Origin of the sequence: Ruegeria arenilitoris (genome assembly GCF_013032445.1) — a bacterium.
Classification (GTDB): Bacteria; Pseudomonadota; Alphaproteobacteria; order Rhodobacterales; family Rhodobacteraceae; genus Ruegeria; species Ruegeria arenilitoris_F.
This window is the reverse complement of record NZ_WQCA01000032.1, coordinates 1-22,767: the sequence shown is the minus strand read 5'-3', so window position 1 is coordinate 22,767 and position 22,767 is coordinate 1. Positions and strand designations below refer to the sequence as shown.

Annotated in this window: 22 protein-coding genes; 11 read left to right on the top strand and 11 right to left on the bottom strand. The window is 55.1% G+C overall.

The window, feature by feature from the left end:
• Positions 1 to 113: 113 nt before the first annotated feature.
• From GOW98_RS23230 to GOW98_RS23205, 6 genes are all read right to left on the bottom strand, one after another.
• Entirely contained in the window at positions 114 to 950 is an 837-nt protein-coding gene (locus GOW98_RS23230) for a hypothetical protein (protein WP_254438141.1), read from the bottom strand.
• A gap of 100 nt (positions 951 to 1,050) precedes the next feature.
• The gene (locus tag GOW98_RS23225) at positions 1,051 to 2,364 is read right to left on the bottom strand and encodes a TRAP transporter large permease (RefSeq protein WP_170336586.1); all 1,314 of its coding nucleotides are present in this window, start codon (positions 2,362 to 2,364) and stop codon (positions 1,051 to 1,053) included.
• 4 nt (positions 2,365 to 2,368) lie between these two features.
• Positions 2,369 to 2,902 (bottom strand): TRAP transporter small permease, encoded by a 534-nt coding sequence (locus GOW98_RS23220; RefSeq protein ID WP_170336582.1) that lies wholly within the window; start codon positions 2,900 to 2,902, stop codon positions 2,369 to 2,371.
• Between the two features lie 69 nt (positions 2,903 to 2,971).
• Positions 2,972 to 3,949 carry a TRAP transporter substrate-binding protein gene (locus GOW98_RS23215; protein ID WP_170336580.1) on the bottom strand — a complete coding sequence of 326 codons (978 nt, stop codon included), beginning with the start codon at positions 3,947 to 3,949 and terminating at the stop codon, positions 2,972 to 2,974.
• Positions 3,950 to 4,001: 52 nt separating this feature from the next.
• Positions 4,002 to 5,252 carry an NAD(P)/FAD-dependent oxidoreductase gene (locus tag GOW98_RS23210; protein WP_170336578.1) on the bottom strand — a complete coding sequence of 417 codons (1,251 nt, stop codon included), beginning with the start codon at positions 5,250 to 5,252 and terminating at the stop codon, positions 4,002 to 4,004.
• Positions 5,249 to 6,382, bottom strand: a complete 1,134-nt coding sequence (locus GOW98_RS23205) for an enolase C-terminal domain-like protein (RefSeq protein WP_170336576.1) — start codon at positions 6,380 to 6,382, stop codon at positions 5,249 to 5,251. The genes GOW98_RS23210 and GOW98_RS23205 overlap by 4 nt, the downstream gene beginning before the upstream one ends.
• A 98-nt stretch (positions 6,383 to 6,480) precedes the next feature.
• Between GOW98_RS23205 and GOW98_RS23200 the strand changes: the two genes are divergently transcribed.
• Positions 6,481 to 7,401, top strand: coding sequence for a LysR family transcriptional regulator (locus GOW98_RS23200; protein ID WP_170336574.1), 921 nt, complete (start codon positions 6,481 to 6,483; stop codon positions 7,399 to 7,401).
• On the opposite strand, the gene GOW98_RS23195 is transcribed toward GOW98_RS23200, so the two are convergent.
• The gene (locus GOW98_RS23195) at positions 7,362 to 9,056 is read right to left on the bottom strand and encodes a thiamine pyrophosphate-binding protein (RefSeq protein WP_170336572.1); all 1,695 of its coding nucleotides are present in this window, start codon (positions 9,054 to 9,056) and stop codon (positions 7,362 to 7,364) included. The two genes, GOW98_RS23200 and GOW98_RS23195, sit on opposite strands and share 40 nt — an antisense overlap.
• A gap of 112 nt (positions 9,057 to 9,168) precedes the next feature.
• Here GOW98_RS23195 and GOW98_RS23190 point away from each other — a divergent pair, with 112 nt between their 5' ends.
• The 3 genes from GOW98_RS23190 (at position 9,169) to GOW98_RS23180 (ending at position 11,536) form a co-directional block, all read left to right on the top strand.
• Positions 9,169 to 9,873, top strand: coding sequence for a GntR family transcriptional regulator (locus GOW98_RS23190; RefSeq protein WP_170336570.1), 705 nt, complete (start codon positions 9,169 to 9,171; stop codon positions 9,871 to 9,873).
• On the top strand, positions 9,870 to 10,580 hold the full coding sequence (locus GOW98_RS23185) for an aspartate/glutamate racemase family protein (protein WP_170336568.1): 711 nt from the start codon (positions 9,870 to 9,872) through the stop codon (positions 10,578 to 10,580). Before GOW98_RS23190 ends, GOW98_RS23185 begins: the two co-directional genes overlap by 4 nt.
• Positions 10,581 to 10,828: 248 nt before the next feature.
• Complete coding sequence (locus GOW98_RS23180; protein WP_170336566.1) at positions 10,829 to 11,536, top strand: IS6 family transposase; 708 nt, start codon at positions 10,829 to 10,831, stop codon at positions 11,534 to 11,536.
• Between the two features lie 70 nt (positions 11,537 to 11,606).
• Here the strand turns inward: GOW98_RS23180 and GOW98_RS23175 are convergent, their stop codons facing one another.
• Positions 11,607 to 13,403: a tetratricopeptide repeat protein gene (locus tag GOW98_RS23175; protein WP_170336564.1), complete on the bottom strand. Its 1,797-nt coding sequence runs from the start codon at positions 13,401 to 13,403 to the stop codon at positions 11,607 to 11,609.
• 218 nt (positions 13,404 to 13,621) lie between these two features.
• On the opposite strand from GOW98_RS23175, the gene GOW98_RS23170 reads away from it, so the two are divergent.
• The 6 genes from GOW98_RS23170 to GOW98_RS23145 all read left to right on the top strand — a co-directional run bounded on the left by GOW98_RS23170 (position 13,622) and on the right by GOW98_RS23145 (position 19,828).
• Positions 13,622 to 13,900 carry a hypothetical protein gene (locus GOW98_RS23170; protein ID WP_170336562.1) on the top strand — a complete coding sequence of 93 codons (279 nt, stop codon included), beginning with the start codon at positions 13,622 to 13,624 and terminating at the stop codon, positions 13,898 to 13,900.
• 117 nt (positions 13,901 to 14,017) lie between these two features.
• The gene (locus GOW98_RS23165; protein ID WP_170336560.1) at positions 14,018 to 14,569 is read left to right on the top strand and encodes a hypothetical protein; all 552 of its coding nucleotides are present in this window, start codon (positions 14,018 to 14,020) and stop codon (positions 14,567 to 14,569) included.
• An 85-nt stretch (positions 14,570 to 14,654) separates the two neighbouring features.
• Complete coding sequence (gene gntH / locus GOW98_RS23160) at positions 14,655 to 15,803, top strand: guanitoxin biosynthesis MBL fold metallo-hydrolase GntH (protein ID WP_170336558.1); 1,149 nt, start codon at positions 14,655 to 14,657, stop codon at positions 15,801 to 15,803.
• Between the two features lie 114 nt (positions 15,804 to 15,917).
• Positions 15,918 to 16,727: a transporter gene (locus GOW98_RS25910; RefSeq protein ID WP_254438140.1), complete on the top strand. Its 810-nt coding sequence runs from the start codon at positions 15,918 to 15,920 to the stop codon at positions 16,725 to 16,727.
• Between the two features lie 31 nt (positions 16,728 to 16,758).
• Positions 16,759 to 18,546, top strand: coding sequence for a hypothetical protein (locus tag GOW98_RS23150; protein ID WP_170336555.1), 1,788 nt, complete (start codon positions 16,759 to 16,761; stop codon positions 18,544 to 18,546).
• Positions 18,539 to 19,828, top strand: coding sequence for a HupE/UreJ family protein (locus GOW98_RS23145; RefSeq protein WP_170336553.1), 1,290 nt, complete (start codon positions 18,539 to 18,541; stop codon positions 19,826 to 19,828). Before GOW98_RS23150 ends, GOW98_RS23145 begins: the two co-directional genes overlap by 8 nt.
• 288 nt (positions 19,829 to 20,116) lie before the next feature.
• On the opposite strand, the gene GOW98_RS23140 is transcribed toward GOW98_RS23145, so the two are convergent.
• From GOW98_RS23140 to GOW98_RS25905, 3 genes are read right to left on the bottom strand one after another with little or no spacing between them, the layout of a single operon-like run.
• Positions 20,117 to 20,299, bottom strand: a complete 183-nt coding sequence (locus GOW98_RS23140) for a LuxR C-terminal-related transcriptional regulator (RefSeq protein WP_170336551.1) — start codon at positions 20,297 to 20,299, stop codon at positions 20,117 to 20,119.
• A gap of 42 nt (positions 20,300 to 20,341) precedes the next feature.
• Positions 20,342 to 20,974: an HAD family hydrolase gene (locus GOW98_RS23135; protein WP_170336549.1), complete on the bottom strand. Its 633-nt coding sequence runs from the start codon at positions 20,972 to 20,974 to the stop codon at positions 20,342 to 20,344.
• A gap of 48 nt (positions 20,975 to 21,022) precedes the next feature.
• Positions 21,023 to 22,189, bottom strand: a complete 1,167-nt coding sequence (locus tag GOW98_RS25905; protein WP_170336547.1) for a glycoside hydrolase family 3 N-terminal domain-containing protein — start codon at positions 22,187 to 22,189, stop codon at positions 21,023 to 21,025.
• Between GOW98_RS25905 and GOW98_RS23125 the strand changes: the two genes are divergently transcribed.
• A partial coding sequence (locus GOW98_RS23125; protein WP_170336545.1) for an IS6 family transposase occupies positions 22,136 to 22,767 on the top strand: 632 nt, incomplete at its 3' end. The two genes, GOW98_RS25905 and GOW98_RS23125, sit on opposite strands and share 54 nt — an antisense overlap.

The window sequence follows — 22,767 nt, the reverse complement described above, 5'->3', positions numbered from 1 at the left end:
AGGTTCACGGTCTCCGCGGCAAACTGAGACTGGTTCGAATTCGCCTGACAGCACCCAAAAACGGGTGTCGCAGAAAACAGTCAAAAACTGAGGCGCGCGCACATAATCAAAGGTCATGATGGCCCGTCCTGTTGGTAGAGGCGGCGCAAAATCGTCGGGGTCAGGTACATCGGAATTTGATAGGCCCCGATGAAGGCCATTATCGGGGCCGTGACCTCTGTAGGCAGAGCTACAAAAAAGATCGCGATGTTGCGGTTGCCAGCAATCAATGACACCGTAGTTGCCCGCGCCGCAGGTAGCCTGCCCTGTATGAAGCGAAACATGACGATCTGCGCGCCGAAATTGGCCAGACAGGCAAAGGCGATCCAGAACGCAGCCAAAGCCGGGTCCTCCAGCGCCGTTGCGCTGACCGACGGCATCAGACCAATGACAAACACAGCCAGTGTGAGTGTTCCCATCCCCTCAAGATTCAACAGCATGAACTGTGAAGGCCTGCGCAACACCGTGCGTCTTACGAATATGGCTGCGCCAGTTGCGCATAAGATCGTGAGCAACAGTCGCAGACCTGCCCACAAAACAGATTGTATGTCCCCCAACTGCGGCATGAGGAGGAAGATGGGTAGGGCGGTCAAAGGTAACAGAGCCGTGCCCACAACCATCAATCGCATCGCATGTTCTGGCGCGTGACCCATCATCAGGCACATATTTGGACTACCCGAGATGGACGGTGCCGCCGCCATGATCAGCAGGGATAAAAGCACGGGTGTCCCGATCCATCCGCACACGTATCCGAGTGCAAAAAGGATCATCGGCGTAACCAGCTGAAATCCGACAACCGTGAGCGCGACTTTGTGTAGGTCACTCAATGATCCCAGAATGGCCTTGGGGTCCATCCTCAGCACGTTCACGAACAGTAAAAGCACCACCAAAGGAGGAAGCAAATCACGCATCGGTTCCGCGAGAACTGGCAACAGAAGACCTGCCGCCAACCCACAGATCAAAACATAAGGGCCATGGCGCGCCGCCAGGTGGAGCGGATTCAAAACAGCTCTATCCGCTTGGGCTTTGCCGCAAATTCTCGGGCAACCAAGTTGCAAGGTCGGGGAACCAGATCAGGATAAAGACCATCAGAACCATGATCAGGAACATCGGAATGGCCGCCCGCGCGATATAGCTCATCTCGTGGTTGGTCATGCCTTGCATGACGAACAGGTTGAATCCGATCGGTGGCGTGATCTGCGCCATTTCAACAACGACCACGATGAAGATACCGAACCAGATCAGGTCGATCCCCGCGTCGCGGATCATGGGCTCGACCACGGCCATGGTCAGCACCACCGAAGAAATACCGTCCAGAAAACAACCCAGAATTATGTAGAAGACCAGCAGCACCATGAGCAGTTCGAACCGGGTCAACTCCCAACCGGCGATCAGATCGGCCAGACCACGCGGCAGGCCGGTAAAGCCCATCGACAACGAAAGGAAGGCCGCACCCGCCAGGATGAGGGCAATCATCGCGCTGGTGCGCGTGGCGCCCATCAGGCTTTCCGCAAAGGTCTTCCAGGTCAGCGATCCCTGACCCGCCGCCAACAGCAGTCCGCCGATGACCCCAAAGGCCGCGGCCTCAGTCGCGGTGGCGTATCCCAGATACATTGACCCGATGACGACCATGATCAGCAATATTACGGGCAGCAGAAAGCGCGAGTTTCTGATTTTCTCGGGAAAGCTCAATTTGCTTTCGGAATTGGGGCTCCAATCCTTGCCGAGCTTTGAATAGATCGCCACATAGCCCATGAACATCGCTGCCAAAACCAGGCCCGGAAGGATCCCTGCAAAGAAAAGCTTGGTGATGGATTCATTGATTGTCACCCCGTACACGATCAGGGTCAGTGAGGGGGGGATCATCAGCCCAAGTGTGGCGGCCCCGGTCAATGTCCCGATGATCATCCGCTCGGGATAATTGCGCTTGCGCAGTTCAGGAATTGACATCTTGCCAACCGTTGTCAGCGTGGCTGCTGATGAGCCCGAGACGGCTGCAAAAACCGTACATCCAACGATATTAGTGTGTACCAATCCACCGGGCAAAGGGGCCATCCACGGGGACAGGCCCTTGAACATGTCTTCGGATAATCGCGTTCGGTACAGGATTTCGCCCATCCAGATGAACATGGGCAGTGCGGTCAGCGTCCACGACGACGACGCCGACCAAATGGTGGTGATCATAACGTCCCCTACGGGACGGGTTGTGAACAGCTCCATCCCGACCCAGGCAACACCCATCAGGGCCAACCCGACCCAGACGCCAGTACCCAGCAAGGTAAAGAGAACAAATAGAAAAAGGATGATGACAGAGAGGTTTTCCATGGACTTACTCTCCGTGGCTTTGGTCGGCCAGATCGCGGACAATGCGGTGGTCGCCCTTGAACAGAACGTGGACCAGGTGGTCGGTCAGCGCGATGGCGAGGATGACGGCGCCAATCAACATTGCAGATTGCGGGATCCAAAGGGCGGTTTTGTCCTGTCCCTGGCTAACATCGTTGAATTTCCAGCTCCAGTAGACAAAGCGGTAGGCGTACCAGCAAAAATACCACATGACAGCGGTGCCTATCGCGAAACACCATACCTCAAGAATACGCCGGATACCGTCCGGCACTGCGTTCAGAAGGATTGAAACCCGAATATGGCTGCCGCGGTTCAGCGCATTGGCAAAGGCTAGGAAAGACGCTGCGGCCATGGCATAGCCTGCATAATCGGGCGCTCCCGGAAACACCTCACCGGTCCAGCGGGCCAGCATCTGAACAACGATCAATAGCAGGATCGCAATGAGGCTGAGAGCCGCAAGTACCCCTGCCGCCAGATATATAAAGTCCAGTACGGACCGAAGCCCTCGCAATACCGCCATGCTGTCCCCGCTGTATTTTGATTGGATGCGAAAAGGGCGGCCTGATGAATCGCCGCCCAAATCGAAAGGTCACTGAGACGCGTTGAACGCGTCGACGATGGCTTTACCTTCATCACCGGCAGCTTCCAGCCATTCATTGGTCATGGTCACGCCGATCTCTTTCAGCTCATTCGTCATCTGTTCAGAAGCCGGGCCAACGGTCATACCGCCATCCCGCAAACCCTGCAGGGTGAATCCGGTGTATTCCTTGGCGCGCCAGTTACCTGCGTATTCTGCCAGTTCAGCGCAGGCCTTGATGACATTCTTGTTGGCATCCGACACACCTGACCAGACATCCGAGTTCACCATCACGTAGTTGCGCGGCAACCAGGCATCAACTTCATAGAAAAAGTTCAGGCTTTCCCAGACCTTGCGGTCATATCCGGTCGATCCCGATGACACCATCGAATCCGCCACACCCGTTGCAAAGGCCTGACTGATTTCCGCCGCTTCGATTGTCACAGGCAACATTCCTGTAAGCTCGGCCAGTCGCGAAGTCGCGTTGTTATAAGAACGGAACTTGATGCCTTTCATATCGGCGACGGAGTTCACTTCGTTTTTGAAATACAGTCCCTGCGGCGGCCATGGCACAGCATACAGCAATGTCAGGTTCTGTTCGGCCAATACTTTTTCGATAGATGGCTTCGCGGCCTCCCAAAGCTTGTCGCTGTCGTCGAACGAGGTTGCGAGGAAGGGGATCGAGTCAAACCCGAACAACGCATTTTCGTTCTGGTGGCCAGACAAAAGACGCTCACCAATCGGGGCTTGCCCGGTCTGGATCGCGCGTTTGATGTCGGCACCTTTGAAAAGCGAGCCGGACGGGTGCGTGACAATCTCGATCTCACCACCTGTACCGGTGGTCACGCATTTTGCAAACTCCGCACCTGTGGCCGAGTGGAAGTTCGAGGCCGAATAGGCCATTGGCATGTCCCATTTTTCGGCCACAGCCGGCGCGGTCGCAGCTGCAGTCAGAGCTGTCGCTGCCAGAAGGTTTGTCAGTTTTTTCATCGTTTTCTCCCTATTGAGTTTGTCAACGCCGATGTTTTTCATCGACCTGTTCTTATGTCGTGTAACGTGACGGCGCGTAGACGCTCACATCCGTGTTCGGGGTCCTGCCCGCGATCATCTGCGCCAGAAGGCGCCCGGTTTTAGGTCCGCCTGTCAGGCCAATGTGGTGGTGCCCAAAGCCCATGTAGGCCCCTTGGATACCCGGCACGCCGCCGATGATCGGGATCGAGTCAGCCGGGGCGGGCCTGTGCCCCATCCATTCCACTTCCTCCTTCCATGTTATGCCCGGGAAAGCCGCCCGGGCATTTTTGCGCATCAATTCAAACGGGGCGCGTGAGGGCGGTGCATCCAAACCTCCGAACTCTACAATACCTGCTAAGCGTATGCGCCCATCCATAGGCGTGGCAACAAACTTGCCTGATGCCACCATGACCGGGCTGCGGGGCATGGCAGAAGGTTCCACCAATTCAAGATGATAGCCACGTTCGCTTTCAAGAGGAATAGAAACACCCAATCGCTTCGCCAGAGGCCCCGACCAGACTCCAGCCGTTACAATAGCCGTGTCGCATTTTATGGTTTCACCGCTCACGCGCACGCCTGTGACGCTGCCATTTTCTCGCGTGACATCCTCGACATTTGCACGGATGATCCGACCTCCTTGGGCCTCAACGTGGGCAGCCAGGTCTTTCACATATCGTCCAGGATCGGTGATATGGCCATGATCTGACAGCTTGGCCGCAAATCCGATATCCGGACTAAACACAGGGTCGTAGTTGTGGAACGCCTTGCCTTCCAATTCTTCCCACGCAAAGCCATGCTTGCGCCGAATGCTCCAACCAAAGGCATCGCTTTCGAAATGGGCGCGGTTCTGATAGAGGAAAAGATAGTCGCTGGGGACGATCCATTTCTCAGCGACGGTCCCTGCGGCCAACGCTTTGTGATCGTTCAGGCTGTCGCCGACGATGGGCGTCAGGGCCGCAGCGATCCGTTCAACATCCGCGGCATTAGCGTGGCTCAAGTACTGCCTGAGCCAAGGCAGCAATTTTGGCAAGTATCCCCATTTCAAGAACAATGGCTGGGCGGGACTTAGAAGCATTTTGGGCGCTTTGCCGAGCAACCCTGGAACCGTAACTGGAATGATAGAACAGGACGCCAACACGCCGCCATTGCCATGTGACGTTCCTTCGCCCGGTCCGGCTCTATCGATCAGAATGACGTCATGACCATCGCGCTGTAGCCAGAGCGCCGCGGACACGCCGACGATTCCGGACCCGATGATAACTATGGTTTTCCTCTCGCTCACGCTGCCACCGCCTTTGACACTGCGTAGTGGTCCAGTTTTCCCAAGTCGGGCTTGCCGCCTAGTCCAGGGCCATCGGGAACGCAGACCTGTCCATTCCTGACCTTGAACGGTTCTTCCAAAATATCTTCTTTCAGGAAATACGATGCCTGATAGAACTCGCAGCCCAGAGTGATTTCCGGTGTCGCGGCAATCATGTGCGTGCCTGCCAGATGGGCCAGACCAGCCTCGAACATATCGCCGCCATAGGCCGTAAGGCCGTGTGCAGCCGCAATGCGTGCAACGGTCTGACCCCGGGTCAGGCTGCCGGATTTCATGATTTTGATGGAAACACCGTCGCAAATCCCGTCGCGTGCCGCGCGCTCCATATCTTCTGGGCCAAACACGCTCTCGTCTGCCAGCAACGGCACATCAGTCATTTGCCTCAACTTGGCCATCATGCCGAAGTGATGGGCGCGCACGGGCTGTTCTATAAAATCTGGAGCAAACCTTGCCACGTCCCGCACCTGTGCCGGGGCGTCTTCAATGTTTAGTCCTTGGTTATAATCCACGCGCACCGAAAACTCCGGGCAGTTCTGAGCCAGGTATTCCAACCGCATGATGTCAAAGGCGTGATCTTTGAACCCAGTCTTGAGTTTGACAATCCGGACGCCATCGTCGTGCAACCGTGCCAACAGGTCGATATCTTGCGCGAAGTCCGGGTTGGCGATGGAGCAACTGAGAGGTATCGCATCACGGCACTTCCCGCCCAACAAAGACCAGACCGAAACGTTGCTGATACGACCCGCAAGATCCAGCAGCGCGGTTTCCAGCGCAGCTTTGGCTTCGGTGCAATGCGCCACAGCATAAGCGGCGCGCGCCATGATCGCGGATCTGTCTCCGACCTTTGCACCCAAAACAACCGGACGCAGATACCGATCCAATGCTGCAAACGTCGCCTCTGGCGTGCCGGTGAACACCGACCACGGTGACGCTTCGCCAAATCCGTGCGCGCCATCTTCGGAGGTCAGTCGCAATATGACAACCTCACAGGCGCCTTCTACAGATCCAATGCCGTGATCTCGCCGGGACGTGACCGGTAGCTTGAGGTGCCATAAGTCATAGCCAGTGATTTTCTGTGACAGATCGCTCATTCCGCCCCCTGTGGATGAGCAGAAGCCTGCCTTGACCGAACTATCATTTCAAATACAATATATTCGAGAGCTCATTAAAAAAAGTGATGTGTTAGCCGATGTCTCTACGCTTTCGCCAGCTTCAAGCCTTTCATGCCATCATGGAGACCGGAACCGTGACAGGGGCAGCATCGGTTCTTGGGATCTCACAGCCAGGGATCAGTAACCTCTTGGCGCAGCTGGAACGTGAGGCGCGTTTGCCCCTGTTCGAGCGCAATAAGGGGCGTCTGTTGCCCACACCCGAAGCCGAGCTGTTGTACCGCGAAGTCGACACTGTTGTGCGCGGCTTGGATCACGTTGCCCAAGCGGTGACAGATCTGCAGAACAAGCATCCCGGTCAGTTACAGGTTGCTGCGCCACACATGTTGTCTTTTGGGTTCATGCCTCGAGAGATCGCGCGGTTTGCCGAGAGCCGCCCGAACCTGTCCGTCAGCTTTCAGTCGCAATATTCGTCGAAGATTCAGGAGTGGGTGACGTCTGGCCTGTTTGAGATCGGTATTGTCGAGATGCCAATTCTTCATGACACGCTGAATTATCAGGTGTTTGAATTTGAAACGCTTGCGACCATTCCCCAAGACAGCCCGTTGGCGGAGTATGACGTACTGACAGCGGAAGCATTGGAGAATGAGCCTTTTGTCGTCATGGGGCCGGAACATCAGACGCACCGAAAAACCCGAGACATCTTTCAGCGTGCCGGACGTACATGGCGCACGCAGATTCACACGCACTTGTCTGAAAACCTGCTTAGTTTCGTAAAGCAAGGCATGGGGGTCGCGATGATCGACCCCTTTACCGTTACTTTCGATGAAGAGAGCGGATACCAAACCCGCCCTTTCAAACCGGCGGTCATACTGGAGCTTGCAATCATTACGGCCAAGGGTCGCCCCTTGTCCAGGATCGCTCAGGCATTTCTGGACCAGTTGATCCCGTCAATCGCCTCTTACGCAACCCACTCGGATACCGGCGCGGCAGCATCGTGAAGTTGTTGCGAATGGATATCGACCAGCGTGGGACCGTCATGTACGATGGCCTGCTTCAAGACGTTTGAAAGGTCTTCGGGGTCTTTGACCGTCCATGATTTAACGCCAAAGGCTGACGCCACTGCTGCATGATCTGTGCGGTTGAAGTCAACGTTGTAGAATCTTTGACCAAAGCCCGCATCCTGACCCGCCTTGATCCAGCCGAAGACCGAGTTTGAGAAGACAATCGATGTGATGGGCATTTTGTGCCGCACCATCGTTTCAAACTCACCACATGTGAAGCCGAACGAGCCATCGCCCATAACGGCCAGGGTCTTGACCGAAGGCCGCCCTACATGTGCACCCATCGCTGCACCCAAAGAATAGCCCAGAGCGCCATGCGCCCGGTTGGTGATGAATTGCCGTCCCGATGTCCGCCACCGGTAATGCGCGCTGAAATAAGGGCACGGGGTGCCGGGATCAGCCACAACTATTGCATCGTCATCCAGAATGTCCATCAACGCCGCCATGACCGCTTCGGGCCGGATTGGAAATTCCCGGCTCGCGGCCAAGGGCGCAAATGCTGCCCGTTTGGCATCCCACGCGGCGCGGGCCTTGTCCGCCCCACCTTGTGTGTTCAGATCCTGCCGATCCTGCAATGCGCGGGCCAGAGCCTCCAGCGCGAGACGGGCATCTGCGCAGATCGCCACTTCGGTTTGGTAGTTTGCGCCAATCACCATGGGATCGCTGTCGATGTGAATGATTGTGGCATCGCGCCCAGGGCTTCTCCACCGTTCGGTTGTAACTGAACCGGCGCGGCATCCGATGAACAGGACAACATCTGCCTGATCGACTACGACTCGTGTCGCGGGGATACCACCGTTCGACCCGACAACGCCCAATGCCAGCGGGTCGGTTTCAGCGATGGCGCCCTGGCCGGATACGGTTGTGGCAACAGGCATGTCCAGTAGACGGGCGACCTGTCGCAGCGCGTCGGTTGCGCCGGAAAGAACAGGGCCGCCGCCACAGACAGCGATAGCGGATTTGGCCCGTGCCAAGATTTCCGCCGCCGCTTCGATTGCATCCATGTCCGGGGCGGCGCGCTCGGCAGGATAGCTGCGATGTCTGTCATCTGCCCAGATCTCGGCCTCGTCGACCTGTGCTTTTTGCGTATCGAAGGGCAAAGCCAGATGAGTGGCGCCTGGCGTTCCCGTTGTCATCGCCCGGAAGGCTGCCCGCACCATGGCCGGAAGCCGCGCGGCATCATCTAACGAGGTATTCCACTTGGCCAAAGGTTTGAAAAGGGCAGGTTGATCCAACTCGGTTAACGGGTACTTGCCCCGGCTGGTTGTCGCCACGTCCGAGGTGATCGCCAGTATTGGAACGGAACTTTCATTGGCTTCAACAACGCCCGGCAGGATGTAAGTTGCGCCACCGCCTGAGGGGCCCTCGCAGACACCAGGCTTTCCTGTCACGCGGGCATAGCCATCCGCCATGTAGGCGGCGTGCCGTTCATCCCGGGTCAATATGTGCTGAATGCCGTGATCCATGCGCGCCAGAGCGTCATAGAACGGCAATGTGGTATCGCCGCACAGACCAAACATGTGCTTCACGCCGTGTGCCTCGAGCAAACGGACCATTGCCTCTGCCCCGGTCAGATAATTCGTCCCTGTCATGATCAGCGTGTCCTTTAATTAAAAACTGCACGCAGAGCTGTATACAGTTTTGTATATTGATTTCAAGCCCAGCATGTGTCACCTGTGGCGAACAAGAGGAAGGACAAGGTTAATGGCGGGTCCACGGGTCGACGACATCTATGAACAGGTCAAGGCGATGGCGGTCTCGTTCCGCCTGCGGCCCGGGGATCGTCTGAACGAAGTCGCCCTGTCCAAGGATCTTGGCGTCAGTCGGACCCCTTTGCGAGAGGCATTGAACCGTCTGGTGGCTGAAAGCCTGTTTGATTTCCGTCCCGGGCAAGGTTTCTTCTGCCGCCCCTTGGATGTGCAAAGCGTGTTTGACCTGTTCGAACTGCGCCAGATTATTGAAACTGCTGCTGTTCGTGCGGCCTGCGCTAAAGCGTCGGATGAGGACCTGCATCTGCTGATGGATCAGCTTTTTTCAACGGGCATCGACATCAGCGGCCTCACCGTCGAGGAAGCCGTCAGCCGAGACGAGGCGTTTCACCTTGGGATTGCAAATCTGTCGGGTAACATGGAGCTGTTGCAAACCCTCACGCGGATCAACGAGCGGATCCGCTATATCCGTTGGATTTCAATGAGCTTGGACCGGGTGCACCGCTCAAAAGATGAACACAAGCGGGTTATGCAGGCCTTGTTGGATCGTGATCCCAATGAGGCAGCGCGTGTTCTGGGTGCGCACATCGCCAGGCGAATGGATCAGGTGCAGGACGCTGTGCGTCATGGGATTTCCAGCATTTACATGGATGGGTCCGAAGATATCTCGGCCCGCATAATCGAGGAGGTCGAGGGATGATCGCGGGGGGCGGGAAATCCATCTACGGCGCATCCGTCGGTATTCTGATGCTGGATGCGCAATTCCCGAGAATCCCCGGTGATATGGGAAATGCGCTGACCTGGCCATTCCCGGTTCTCTACCGCATTGTCCGTGATGCCTCGCCGGATCGGGTGGTTCGGCACCGGGCTGAGGGCATGCTGGAGGTGTTCATCGACGCGGCCCAGGAACTGGTTCGGGATGGTGTTGACGGAATAACGACCAATTGTGGTTTCCTGTCCCTGTTCCAGAAAGAACTGGCCCAAGCCGTCCCGGTCCCGGTGGTTACGTCGTCCCTGATGCAGGTCGAGATGGTTAACCGCATTCTGCCTGAGGGCAAGCGCGCCGGGGTATTGACCATTTCAGCCTCCACCCTGACCAAAGACCATCTGCTGTCGGCCAACGTGCCGTTGGATACTCCGATTGGAACAACCGAAGGCGGGCATGAGTTTACCCGCGCGATCCTTGGAAACGAGTTAAGGCTGGATGTTCAGAAAGCGCGTGAAGACAATGTGCAGGCCGCGCGAGCCTTGGTATCAGATAACCCGGGTTTGGGTGCGATCGTGCTGGAGTGCACGAATATGTGCCCCTATGCGTCTGATATTCAGCAGGCCACCAGGTTGCCCGTGTTCTCGATCGTCTCGTTCATAAAATGGTTTCAAGCCGGTCTGGTCCCAACGACTTACTAAGCACAAACTTCGATGAGGTATGAGTTAATTTCAGTGTAACCCGCTGGATAAGCCATCCTGGCTGGTGATGCCGAAGGTCTGCTAGACAGCGGCACCCGGATCATCATGGATCTGCACGGCTCCCTGAGCGGCAAGATTACAGGAACCTTCAATGGCCCAGACTATGCGAATGTGATCGGTGGTAAGGTGACGGTCTTGTCAGAAGAACTTTGCTTGAGCGGGGCAGGGCGGTTGCGTAGCTTTTGCCCATGACCAGACCTGCCTCTTTCAAATACTTTCAAACCAGTCCTGAGATCATCCGCTTGGCCGTGATGCTGTACATCCGATTCCCGCTCTCGCTTCGGAATGTCGAAGATCTGTTGCACGAGCGAGGCATCGACGTGAGCCACGAAACTGTCCGATATTGGTGGAACAGGTTTGGCCCGATGTTTGCTGCTGAGATTAGACGGAAGCGTGTCCAGCAACTGCGCGCATTCTCGAAATGGAAGTGGCACGTGGACGAGGTTTTCGTGAAGGTAAATGGCAAGCGGCATTATCTTTGGCGGGCTGTTGATCACGAAGGCGAGGTGCTGGAAGCCGTTGTTACCAAACGCCGAAATAAGCAGGCAGCACTGAAATTCCTCAAGAAGTTAATGAAGCGGCACGGTAAAGAGGAAACCGTCGTCACGGATCGTTTCGCCTCATACAGAGCCGCGCTCAGAGAACTGGGTGCACTCGAAAAACAAAGGACGGGCAGGTGGCTCAACAACCGCGTCGAGAATTCGCACCTGCCGTTTCGACGACGCGAACACGTAATGCAACGTTTCAGGCGCATGCGAAGCTTGCAGAAATTCGCCTCCGTCCATTCCTCCGTCTACAATCACTTCAACCAAGAAAGATCGTTAGCCAGCCGAGACACCTTCAAGCTGACACGCACCGCCGCCCTGGCCGAGTGGCGTCAACTATGTTCCGGATAGGTTCACGGTTTTGGCAGCAAACTGAGACTGGTTCGAATTCGTCTGACAGCACCCGCAATACTGCTGGCCGTTACCGAGTGTCTGCCAGTGCTTTGGCCTTTTCGTACTCGTCAAGCAAAGGCTGCATCATTTTTGGATCATATATCACCTTTTCCAGCCACCGTCTGAGCGGAAAGGTCTCGCCTTCGGCGATCATAGCCGCAAGGCTTTCGAGAATTTCCGTTTCTTGGTCGATTTTCCCGATCGCAGCATTTCCAGCGGCTTGGTAGACCATCATATGGGGTCCGAACGGCCCTTCGAGATCCAGGTTTTCCTGCAGTGTGGCCAGACTCTCTCGATAGTTTCCAGCGTGGAATTGAGAAACGCCCAGAATGTTCCTATACGGTCGTCGAATGCTGAGGGGATCAAGGCTTAGCGCTCGCTGCAACGGTGTTATTGCCTGCTCTGGCTTGCCTGCGTACAGAAGGAACATGCCCAAATAACCATGAGCCAAACTTGAGCTCGGCTCTTGCTCGACTGCGCGTTCACCGAAATCAATTGCGGGTTGCGGATTGCCCATCAAGATTTCGAGAATACCCAAGGTCAAGAGTGCGCGAACATTTGCCTGATCCTTTTCCAATGCGCTTTCAGCATATTGTCTGATCAGATCTCGCGTTTCATCCGTGTTTGCAGCAAGTCCAAACCAAGTTCTGTGTGCTTCCGCAAATGCCAGACCGGCATAACCGTGCGGCGCGTCCGGTTCTAACCGAACCACCCGTTGCAACAGGGTGTGTGCGGCGTCAAAACGCGATGGGTCGCTTGGCGGGTGTATGATGTCCAATGCCTGCTGGTAGAGGATCCTTGCATCCCGGCGGGTCCAACGCGCATCCTCCATCCTCGAAGTCAATTCAGGGAACAGTTCGATAGAGAAGGTCGAACTGATCTCGCGCGAAATCTCGGTCTGGGTTTCGAACCGGTCTGTCGTTTTATAGTCGAACCGCTTGGCCCAGATTTCACCCCGGCTGTCTACTTCAACGAGGCCGATGTTTAGCCGATAGCCATCCGTCATGGTCTGTAGGCTGCCCCTAAGAACATGGGTCGCACCCAGATTGCGCCCTTCGTCAATAAGATCAATGGCTCCGTCGGACAGTTCGGCTGTCGATGCGTACGAGATCACGCGCAAGCCCTCCACCCGCGCCAGATCGGTTGTAATATCCTCGGCGATGCCTCGGGCGGCCACGGATGTAACAGCGCTGTTTCCCAATGGATTGAACGGCATCACGGCAACGACAGGTAAATCCCCCCAAAGATCATTGTCCGTGGTCGCCTGATCGGTAGATAGGCTTTCAGTTTCGAAACTTTGGAACAGCATGAAAGCTGTCACGGCCATCAACAGCGTCAACAAAAACAACACGACCCAGTTCGGAGCCCGCCAGGCGCTTCTGGCGCGTCGGCCTATCCGATCTGGCTTATCGGAAGGCGCCGAAGTGACATCCCGAAATTCGAACGACGGCACATAAGACCCTTTGGGAATGGTAATTACCAAGGGATCGTTGCTTCCATCTGTCAGGTAGTAGTGTTCCATCTCGCGCCGCAAGCGTCGCGCTTCAAGGCGTACAACCGGGTCTGAGGTCGCGTCGAAATCCTCCGAACGGCCTAAAACGGAAACACCAATCGAATAGCCCTTCAGCCGATCGGCGCGCCCGGCCAATGTTTCGTCGACGATGTATTTGAGGAACGCGCGTCGGCGATCATTCGCACCAAACTGAGAACTCTCAAACATACGGTCAAGCTGTTCGTCTATGGCCGCCTGTTCCAGAGGCGGTACTGACTTCCGCTCGGATAACTGACTTTCCATCGCAGTATCTGTCGGCTGTGTTCGTTCCATCCAAACTAACCTAACGATACCCGGGTTTCTCGGGACGCGTCCAGTATTACATTCAAACAAAAGAATTTTTAAGGTTCAAAACACGTTCAGAACATGTTCGTTACCCCAGTCCGCAGACCCCGGATGTTAATCTGGTGTCTCCATGGAGTGCCTAGGCAGACAGACCGTGGAAACAGATTCTCACTGACGGCCAATGGCCCTTGACGGGAGGGGAGCAAGTGGAAAACTTTCTTGCTGCCGGATGTTCCGAACTGGTGAAGCAATCGCCCAACGATGAATTCACTATCGTGTCTTTGTCACGGAGCGATCCAAAGTTTCAGGCGATTTGCCGTGACTTGGGCGAGGCAGTGACCGCCTTCCACAGCTTTCAAGCTAAGGGAGAAAACGGGCGGGTCCGAGCGGCCGAGTACTATCAGATCTGCAAAGACCTGAGGCTCGAACTGATGGAATACGTGAGCTTGGCCAAGGTCAGACCCAAGGCACAAGGTCACCACTGAAGCGGCACGACGGTCATTCGAACAGGCAGTTTGCCTGACACCGAGACCTGAATTCCAACAAGCAAGGAGACGGGAATGATGAGACGAATCTGCCAGACGCTTTTCTTCGTATGTCCAATGGTGCTCGGTCTTATGTCCACCGCTCAGGCACAAGACGGTGATGACCAGGAGTGCAAGGCATTGTTTGTGCAAAACGCCGGTTCAGTGTCGATGACCGCTGACACGATAACGATGACAGATGTCAGCCCAATCGTCACATTCTTCTGCGACAGGCCGATGCGGTATGCGGGTGTGCAAAGCATACAGGGCTTTCTGGACATGGTGTCCGAAGGCGACGACAGCTTTGCCGTGGACCCGCCCAACGCCTTACTGACCATCGTTGCGGATGGTGAACCGCCTGTTGATGTGGTCGTGGAGTTGTCGCAACGGCCACTGAACGACCAGGGAACGATGACCTATCCCGGCATCAAGGTCATCAAGGGTGACATTCCAGAAGCCACTGGCCCAGGCACGTTGTTCATCGACCATTTCGGTCGACCAATGTCGCCGGGATCGGTGGCAGGCGTGCATCGCCGGCACGACCGCCGCGAGGTTCGTCACTGCGCTACCGACAACCCCGATAACCCGAACGATCTTTGCAACTGCGGGCCCGGCCTCGTCTGCAATTGAGGCCAGAGAAATGATGGAGGAGAATATGTTTTATTGCATTGGTAGAAGATTTCACAAATTGGCATTTGTCTGCACAACCTTGGCAATGTCTTTTGGCGTCAACGCAGCTCATGCCGAAAACCTGCCGACCGGCCGGACCGCCACGCAGATCAGCGACGAAGAGTATCCGGCAAGCTATTTCCCGAATACGGAAATCCTGGGGACAGATGAAATGCGGATAACCGCATTGGGAACCGGCATGCCGAACCAAACCAAGGCTGCAGTGTCCATTTCGTTTCTTGTCGAGCTTGGCAACGGCGATGTGTTCCTGTTCGATGTAGGCATGGGTTCGATGGGCAACCTATTCTCACTCAGGCCAGACTTCTCGAAGATCGACAAGGTGTTCATCAGCCACCTGCATGTCGATCATGTAGGCGACTTCATGGGGCTACACATCGGTAGTTGGCTGTCCGGACGCTACACCCCTTTGAGGATATTCGGACCCACCGGATCAACCCCGGAACTGGGCATTAAGGCTTTTGTTGAAAACAGCAAAAAAGCCTACGCTTGGGACCTTGAAGGTCGCACGGGCGCATTGCCGGACGATGGCGGTAAGATCGAAGTGACCGAGTTCGACTACATGCAGGAAAATGAGATCGTATACGAGGAAAATGGAGTGACGATCCGATCCTGGCCGGCCATTCACCTTCTGGATGGATCAGTAAGCTATTCTTTGGAATGGAACGGACTAAAGTACGTTTTCGGCGGCGACACCTATCCAAACAATTGGTACGTGAAATACGCCAAGGGCGCAGACATCGCATCGCATGAAGCCTTCCTGCCACCGAAAGCGCTGGCACCTTACTTCGGTTGGACTCTTGGTCAGGCGACGTATGTATCCACGCGCGTTCACACCGAGCCCGCGGCTTTTGGTAAAGTCATGGCCGAAGTCCAGCCTCGTCACGCGGTGGGTTATCATTCTGTGCTGTCACCAGAGAATTACCAAGCAATCCTCGAAGGCATTCGTACAACCTATGACGGGGATCTTACGCTAACGCGCGATCTGACGGTTATAAACGTCACCAAAGACAAAATCATCGTGCGCGAAGCATCGGTGGATGAATACGCGCTGCCACCATCGGTTACAGAGGCGTATAACAATGCGCCGCGGTCCAAGGAAAAGAAACCATCTGACAAGATCTTGGCCGGGAAATGGAAGGGTTACACCCCGCCGAAGATGCCGGATGACAAATAATCCGCACTTGGAGGGCGCGTCCCCGCCGGACGCGCCTGTAAACCCAAGTATCGCAGGTCGATACGTCTCTGATTGACTGCGTGAGGGAAAGTGTTTCAAGGAAAGAACGGATTTATGACAGCTCTTGCCAAATCCCTTTTATCCAAACCGGCTCGATCAGGCATATTGGCGTCGGTTGTTCTTAACGCTCTGGCATCGGGCCCCGCTACAGCAGATGACTCGGAGTTGGCCAAGCAATTGTCGAACCCGCTGGCGTCGCTGGTCTCGGTTCCGTTCCAGTTCAATTACGACACCGGATACGGCAGCGAAGATGGCAATCAGACAACTTTGAACATTCAACCTGTCATACCCTTTTCCCTGACCGATAATCTGAACCTAATCACCCGGACAATCATTCCATACAAATGGCAAAACGAGGTTGCCGGTGCGTCCGGGAGCAACCAGGGTTTCGGCGATTCAACGGTAAGCCTCTGGTTCAGCCCTACCAAGTCATCATTCACATGGGGCGTCGGACCCATTTTCTATTTGCCCACATCCAGTAACCGTGAATTGGGCGTTGGCGAATGGGGCGGGGGGATCACCGGTGTCGTACTGGTTCAGGAGGGGCCCTGGACCATCGGTGGACTGGGAAACCATATCTGGTCATTCGAAAGCGACGACATCAATTCTACTTATCTTCAGCCCTTCCTGGCGCACACAACCAAAGACGCTTGGACTTACACGGTGAATTCCGAATCCACCTATGACTGGACCACGGACAAGTGGACTGCGCCGGTGAATTTTATGGTCTCAAAGCTGGTCAGGTTTGGGGAACAGCGCGTGTCGCTGCAGGCCGGCGCGCGCTACTACCTGGCTTCTCCGGACTCCGGCCCCGATGGTTGGGGGGCTCGGCTGTCTGCGACACTTGTGTATCCGCGGAAATAAAAGGGGAGACGTTGTACCGTTTCTTTGAAGAATGACGAGATTATTATTGCATATCAGGTACTTGCTGTCGGCACTCGCGGTTTCCATCCTCGCGACCGCCGTCGAGGGTGATGTGATCCCATACAGCGGGGCAGAAGTCGCCAAAAATATCGCTATGTTCCGAATTGAAGACGGGGGCATTCGTCTGGAACTGGAAATCTACCCCGAGGATTTGGAGGTTTTCGAACACGCCTTTCAGTTGAAGCTCGTAACGGCACCCCTTGCGACACGGGCCAAGTTTCATCAGTCACCCGGCGAGAATCCGGAAAGCCTTGTGGTCGCTCGCTCTGACGGGAAGCCGCTGCCGTTCGACGTGATACGTATGGAACACCGACAGAGAATAGACCGGGCCTCGCCTTTTGCCGGAAAGACCGACCCCCTCACCGGAAGGCCAACCCCCGGCCCACCTGAAAATCTGGACGTTATATATCTTGAGGTGTTCTACAGTTTCGAGGGCGCGCGGCCCGAAACTCTGAGCATTAGCCCTCCATTTGCCATTGATGGTTCGCCTGCAGCTACAATAGGGTTCATGGTTTTTGATCGCCACGTCCCAGTCACGCGGTTCAGTTTTCTGAACAAAGACATGCAACTGGCGATCAGTTGGCCTGACCCGTGGTTTACGGCATTCGCGAACCCCAATCTCAATCGTCCGTCACAAAGTGGCACAACTTCATTCCTGTATATGACACCGCGAGAGGTTCGGCACGAAATCCTCATCCGGGTTCGGGAACTCGCACCGTGGATTGACCAAGAGTTTGCAACGGGTATCAGGCTGGAACCCGCGCTTCAGTCGCAGGTTCTAACCGCCGCGTTAGAGGCGTTCAAAACTCGTAATTCGCTGAGTATCTCGGGAAATGCCGTCCCACCTACTTCGGCTCGTGGAACATTTCTGACGTTAGGAGAGCGAGGGTTTCAAGTCGTTGAAGGCCATCCAATGCTCATAGCCGATTCAACGTTTGTCGGCGTGATACTGACCTATCCAATCTCGGAGTTGCCGACTACTGCATCGATCAACTGGGAGATGTTTGATGATACGATTCAGAAAGTCCCGATAACGCTGATGGACATTGCCGGCCCGTTCTTCGCCTGGGCATCACCGGACGAGCCTGTTGTCACATGGACTAACCATCTGAAACGATACAACAACCCCGAAGTCACGCCTGTTCAAGCTGCGGGCATCTTGGTTATTCCGTCGTGGACAGTGTTGGCCGTTGCCCTGTTCGTGGGCGCAGTCGTGATCACGTTCCGGTCATCCAGGACATTGACATGGACAGGCGTTGTGGCGCTATCAACAATATCTTTTATTGGGGGCATCGCTTTTTCAGGGAAACACGCAATTCCGGTCCTAAACCCGATCTCTGGCCAATCTGAAACACAGATTGTGACGAATGCATTATCCCGTCTTCTGACCAACACATATTTAGCCGCTCTCGAAGTATCTTCCGAAGAGAGGAAGCTGGCGCTTGCACCGATCGTCTTGGGCGCATCGCTCTCTGATGTGGCTGCTGAGCTGGAAACCAGTTTGACGATCCGGGTGCCCGGAGGCGGGCGTGCGCAAATCGTCGACGTCACGAATGTCGTCATTGTCGACGGCGACATAACCCGCAGAGGAAAGTTCGAAGGCGTCGTACAGTGGCGCGTCGACGCGCAGGCCGGCCATTGGGGTCATGATCACCGTCGGCGCGTAGAGTATCGCGCCCGGGTAGAGTTCCAGCCCGACCGAGGAAACTGGGCCCTGTCCGCCATCACAGTATTGGAGGCACGTTCGCCAGATGTCTGATCGTTTGCGAAATATCCTGCTGGTCAGTGTAACCGCCTTTCTGATCGTCTCTGCGGTCGCGAGCCAGGCGCATTTTCTTCTGAACCTAAATGTGCGGATCTTCCATGTTGAGCATACAAATGACGGGCTCCGCATCTTTATGCGCGTGCCGATGCCATATCTTGTCGCGGACAAGACCGGCGAACCAATCGAGGGCGGTCTTCCCTCAGCTGCACCATTTACGACCAATGCTTTTGAGGATGGCCGCGTGGTTCACTTTGTCGATCCCGCCGAAATTGCCGTAGACCCGCTTGGGCTCGGCCAAATCTCTGAAACCGGCACAGTCTTAATGGCCAGGGAAACGCATGTTCCTGGTAGTGTTGAATATGTTGCGCTTCATCGTGTGGGCGAAGAACCTGGCTTTGCAACGTTGAATGAAGCCAAACACGCTGTATCTCAAGGCTCAACCCTGAAGGACAATCCGCTTGCCTATGTCGGCGACGTGGTTGTTGATACTGTAATAAACTACAATTTCGGGCATGCACCTTCGGCCTACACCTTATCCAGCCTGCTTAATCCCGGTTTGCCAGACCAGGATATGACCGCGAACCTTATCCTGGATTACGGTGTTAGCGATCCATTGGTTTTTCGAACACGGGGACTGATGAAGGACCCGATCGAGGTCTCCAGATCCAGAATGGCGGGGATCGTTACCTTTGTCTGGGAAGGTGTGCGCCACATTCTGGAGGGCATCGACCATGTCCTGTTCGTTGTTTGCCTCGTCATCGGAGCGCACGGGTTGCATGCGCTTTTATGGCGGGTCACCGGATTTACAGTTGGTCACAGCGTTACCTTGTCGCTTGGCTTCTTCGGCTACGTGCCATCGGGCGCATGGTTTGTCCCATTCGTGGAGACGGGTATTGCTTTGTCCATAATCTATGCGGCTTTTCTGGCAGTGTTGGAGGGCGGCTCAGATATCGACTCCAACAGAAAGGTTTTTGTCATTACCGTCCTGATGGGCCTCCTTCACGGTCTCGGCTTCAGTTTCGTTTTGCACGAAATTCTGCAGGTAACGTCTCCGAATATCTGGCAGAGCCTATTGGCTTTCAACGTCGGCGTGGAAGTGGGTCAACTGGCAATTGTCCTGGTGACCTGGCCGCTTCTGTCCCTTTTTGCAAGGTTCGGCCCAACCCCGGAGATGTCGCTAAGGGTGTCTATTGCGATCGGTTGCGGAACGATTGCAAGCTGGTGGACTTTTGTGCGCGGAAAAGACTTTCTGGAGATGCTATTAAGCCAAATTTAAGATACTGACGCCAAGCAAGAACTCTCTCTGAAGTTAGTAGAACACTCATTTCCTCACGGTCAGTGTCGCTTGGATGCAGCCAATGCGAATGCAGGCAGACGTCAAAGCTGCGATCCGCACCAATAGTTACTATGAGTTTGCCAGAGCATGGAGTGTGCTTTCGACATCAATGTCCGGTTCAGGAAAGCTGCAGTGCAGCGACTTCGGAGATCGTGAAAGTCCGGAACGGGCCGCATTCAACAGATTTCGGCAATCGGAATAACTTTGTAGTCTGTCAATTTCCCAAGACTAAGTTTGCTTTGATGCCAGGTATCGCGTGGCGGCGGAAAACAACTCGGCCTGTGAGCTTACGCCGAGCTTGGAATTCGCATTGTTGCGGTGCACTTCGACAGTACCCTCTGTGATCCCGAGAAGCGGCAATCGCAGCACTGGCGAGAAGGGTGGAAGGCAGACATTTGCTGCCAATAACATAGCAGGTACCTGAATAATAGTCAGCGCATGGCGAGTTATGATTCACCTAAATTTCTTCTGTATCTTTGACGGCTCAACCACTTCAAATACCGCCAATTCCGCTGACAAGGCGGATCGAATACCGGAAACAGAATCCTCGAAGGCGCACGCACGTTGGGCTGCGACGTCAAGTCTTCGAAGTGTCTCGTTGTAGGGGAGGGGATCCGGTTTGCCTCGTGGCAGGTCTGCACCCGACACGCAAAGTTCCACTTGCTGCTGAATGGCAAGAAACTCGATCGCGCTATGAATATGGCGCATCGGTGATGAGGAACAGATCGCAATACGCAAGCCGCTGTCGTGTAGGGATCGTAGGAAATCTGCGGCACCTTCAACGGGCGTGCGATACCCAGGCAGAAGCAGATCTGCCCGGGCACCAATTTTGTTGCCGATTTCCTCGTGCTCCTGAGTATTCAGTGACCGACCAAATGCGTCGTCAAGAAACCCCTTTAAGCCCCGGCCAATATGCGCATGAAATAGGGATTGATCGACCTGGATATTGTAAGATGCAAGAACCTCTCGCTTGGCGCGTTCCCACGCATGTTCGGAATGCACCAGCGTTCCATCCAGATCGAAGATGGCGGCATCGAACGAGCTGAAATCCACGGATATATCATCGAACGAAAGGCGCTTTACCATTGGCTCGAGGCTCCTCGATGAGTTATTGAATGCGGCACCAGAAAGCGATCAATCAGTTGCGTATCGCTTCGCCAGATCACGCATCTTCTGCGCAGAGCTTGCCAGCATCTCACGCGAGATCTGACCGGTTTCTGCGGCGCTTACTAAGGCTTTGGACACATCGCTTAGCTGCGTGTCGATGTCTGCAAGAAGCAGGAAATCGCAGCCCGCCTTCACGGCGTCCAGCGCCACCTTTTCAATGCTGTCGCCGCGCATAGTGGCCTTGGAGTCCAGATCGTCCGCCATCACAATCCCTTTGTAACGAAGGTCAAGTTTGAGGATATCCACCACCGGCTTTGACCGCAGAGCCGCGCGCGATGGATCGAGCGCTTTGTTGATGGCGGGCCCCACCATGATCATTTCCACATCCGAAGCGATCACGTCGTTGAACGGGCAAAAGCCCGGCAGATAGCTGTTCGCTTCGTCTTCGACAATCGCCTCTGGATCAATGGCTGGATCGCCGGAGATGTTGTGGAAGCCGGGGAAGTGTTTTGCCGTCGCGGCGACGCCTGCTTTCTGCACGCCGCGCACAAACGCGGCGGATACACGGCCAACAATTTCCGGATCGGTCGAGTAAGTGCGGCCTTTGAGCCAGGGATTCACGCCCGTCAGCAGGTCAACGATCGGTGCCAGAAAGACATTCACGCCAAGCTCTTGGCTGGCTTTAGCAACTTCATATGCGTTCTCTTCCACCTCGTCGCTGCTCATTTCAATGAGGGCACTGTTCGAGGGGAACTGCGGAACAAGATCGTGCATTCGGCAAATCCCGCTCAGCTCTTGATCCACCGCGACCAGCAGATCGCTGGTCAGCTCCTTCGCGCTGCCCACCAGTGATGTGAATGTCTCAGGTGTTTCTTTGGCACGGCGCTCATCGGTCATCTTCCGTGCAACATATTCTTCGCGGCATTCCCCGACGAGGATCGAAATACCGCCTTCATCAAGGAAGCGTTTGCAGGCATCGCTTAACTCGGTTGAGGCGAAGGCCGGGAAGATTATGGCGTTTGCGTCTTCCTGAAGGGTGTAGGACATGTGATTTCCTCTTTGGGTGTGTTTAATAGGCGAAGAGGTCTTGTCAGAAGAACTTTGCTTGAGCGGGGTAGGGGTGTTGCGTAGCTTTTGCGCATGACTAGACCTATCTCTTTCAAATACTTTAAAACCAGTCCCGAGATCATCCACCTTGCGGTGATGCTGTACATACGCTTCCCGCTCTCGCTGCGGAATGTCGAAGATCTGTTACACGGGCGAGGCATCGACGTGAGCCACGAAACCGTCCGATATTGGTGGAACAGGTTTGGCCCGATGTTTGCTGCTGAAATCAGACGGAAGCGTGTTGAGCAGCTGCGTGCGTTCTCCAAATGGAAGCGGCACGTGGACGAGGTTTTCGTCGAGGTGAATGGCAAGCGGCATTATCTTTGGCGGGCTGTTGATCAAGAAGGTGAGGTGCTGGAAGCCGTTGTCACCAAATGTCGAAACAAAGATGCAGCAATAAAATTCCTCAAGAAATTGATAAAGCGGCATGGTTGCGCCGAAGAGATCGTCACGGATCGCTTCGCATCCTATAAGGCTGCGCTCAGACAATTGGGTGCTATCGAAAAACAGCAGACGGGCAGGTGGCTCAACAACCGCGTCGAGAATTCACACCTGCCGTTTCGACGACGCGAACGCGCCATGCAGCGTTTCAGGCGCATGCGAAGTTTACAGAAATTCGCCGCCGTCCATTCCTCCGTCTACAACCACTTCAACCAGGAAAGATC